The following is a 1,790-nucleotide window of genomic DNA, read 5'->3' as shown; positions in this document are numbered from 1 at the left end:
CGGCTGTACCACGAACGGCAGGGAATAGACCATGGAGCCGATTACCAGACCGGTGAAGGTGAACGCCAGATGCCCCACCCCGATATCCTCCAGAAAGCCCCCCACGGCGCCCCGCGGCCCCAGCAGAACCAGCAGGTAGAACCCCATCACCGTGGGCGGCAGCACCAGCGGCATGGCCACCAGCGCCTCGATCATCACCTTGCCTCGCCACTGCGTATGGGCCAACCACCAAGCCAACGGGGCGCACAGCACTAGGAGAAGAGCGGTGCTGATGGTTGCTAGCTTGAGGGTGATCCACAGGGCGGTTAGATCGCTGTCGCCAATGCCGAACATGCCACTGGGCTCCTTGCGCTCCTTACGCGTCGTTCACTCCGCATCACTCGCGACCGCATCACTCGCCGGGCAGGACGAAGCCGTAGGTGCGCATGACCTCGCGGCTGCTCGGCTCGCTCATATACTCGGCAAAATGCCCGGCGGTCTCGTTGTCCGCGGCCCGACGGGTGATGATAAAGCCCTGTTTCAGCGGTTGATGCAACGCATCGTCGATCAGGTGGTAGGGCTGCTGATCCGCGATCCGAGGATTGAGCGCCAGCGACAACGCCACCACGCCGATCTGCGCGGCACCGCTCTCCACCAGCCGCAAGGCGTGGGAGATATTCTCCCCAAAGACAAGACGGGGTTCTAACTCTTCCCATAGCCCTGCGGCACGCAGGGCCTCTTCGGCCCGCTGGCCATAAGGGGCGTGGCGGGGATTGGCAATCGCGATGCGTCGAAACTCCGGCCGGGCAAGATCCTCCAGGGTCAATTCCGAGGCATCGACCGTGTTGCTCCACAAGACGATCCGGCCCGTGGCGTAGGGAATGACCTCGGAGGCCGCAAACCCGCGCTCCTTCAGTAGCCGCGGATACTCGATGTCGGCCGAAAAGTAGAGATCGAAGGGTGCGCCGTTCTCGATCTGGGCGCGGAAGCGACCGGATGAGCCGTAAACCACCTCGATCTCCCGCTCGGGATGGGCCTCCCGGTAGGTCTCCAGGATCTCGTCCATGGCAAAGCGCAAATCGGCAGCGGCGGCGATGCGGGCGGGCTCTCGCGCCTGCAGCGTGCCCATCAGAAGCGTGCTCATCAAAAGAAGTAGGACTAGGCCAAGCACGCCTCTGAATAGTAAGGGGCTCATGGCGTTGCAGGCTGCCTTGTGGCTCGCGCCGCTGGCACGCGCGGCCGCCGAGATCGAGCCGGTGGCCGCGAACCGCTCAAGCGGCCGAATCAGGGTGTTGCCGAGAAGGGGCTTGTCTTGCTGCTTGGACCAGAGCGGACCTTCGGTTTGCGGTTGCATAGGGGGCCTTTGTAGGTTGTCGTCACGTTCCTGTCTATATCACGCATGGCATACGGCAATGAATAATGCGCTGCGTGTCGAGCACTCAGAACGCCCTGTTCGCTGATCTTCGCGTTGTGATTGTCGATGAAATTCATGCCTTCGCCGGAGATGACCGCGGTTGGCACCTTATCGCCTTGCTCGGTCGTTTGGCAGCTCTCAGCTCTTACCCAGTACAGCGGCTTGGCCTGTCAGCGACTGTTGGTGACGCGGACTCCCTCTTATCCTGGTTGGTTAGTGGGGCAGGCGGCGAGAGCGAGGTGATTGCTCCAGCCGCTGGAGAGGCCGCGCCGCATAGGCGCCAAACTAAGACTGTAGAGGGTTGATATATTTAAAAAAAGATGGCAGGTTCCGGCGTGCACAAGAGTGACGTCGACCACTCACACCAAAGGAACCTGCCATCACCATGAGAGATAAC

The 1,790-nt window shown here is 61.7% G+C and carries 3 protein-coding genes; 1 reads left to right on the top strand and 2 read right to left on the bottom strand.

What is annotated here, in order from left to right; genetic code table 11:
- A partial coding sequence (locus CKO15_RS13635) for a molybdate ABC transporter permease subunit (RefSeq protein WP_420842153.1) occupies positions 1–333 on the bottom strand: 333 nt, incomplete at its 3' end.
- 58 nt (positions 334–391) lie between these two features.
- Entirely contained in the window at positions 392–1,123 is a 732-nt protein-coding gene (modA, locus tag CKO15_RS13630; protein WP_242464811.1) for a molybdate ABC transporter substrate-binding protein, read from the bottom strand.
- A 275-nt stretch (positions 1,124–1,398) separates the two neighbouring features.
- Between modA and CKO15_RS14610 the strand changes: the two genes are divergently transcribed.
- Entirely contained in the window at positions 1,399–1,698 is a 300-nt protein-coding gene (locus CKO15_RS14610; protein WP_338036076.1) for a DEAD/DEAH box helicase, read from the top strand.
- The last annotated feature ends 92 nt before the right edge of the window (positions 1,699–1,790 follow it).

The sequence above is a fragment of the Halorhodospira abdelmalekii genome (assembly GCF_016583625.1).
GTDB classification, from domain to species: Bacteria; Pseudomonadota; Gammaproteobacteria; order Nitrococcales; family Halorhodospiraceae; genus Halorhodospira; species Halorhodospira abdelmalekii.
The sequence above is the reverse complement of the archived record's forward strand: the minus strand, read 5'-3'. Positions and strand labels throughout refer to the sequence as shown.

Bases quoted from the DNA above. Each gene is read 5' to 3' on its own strand.
- modA (WP_242464811.1), bottom strand. From the start codon at position 1,123: ATGAGCACGCTTCTGATGGGCACGCTGCAGGCGCGAGAGCCCGCCCGC.
- CKO15_RS14610 (WP_338036076.1), top strand. From the start codon at position 1,399: ATGCGCTGCGTGTCGAGCACTCAGAACGCCCTGTTCGCTGATCTTCGC.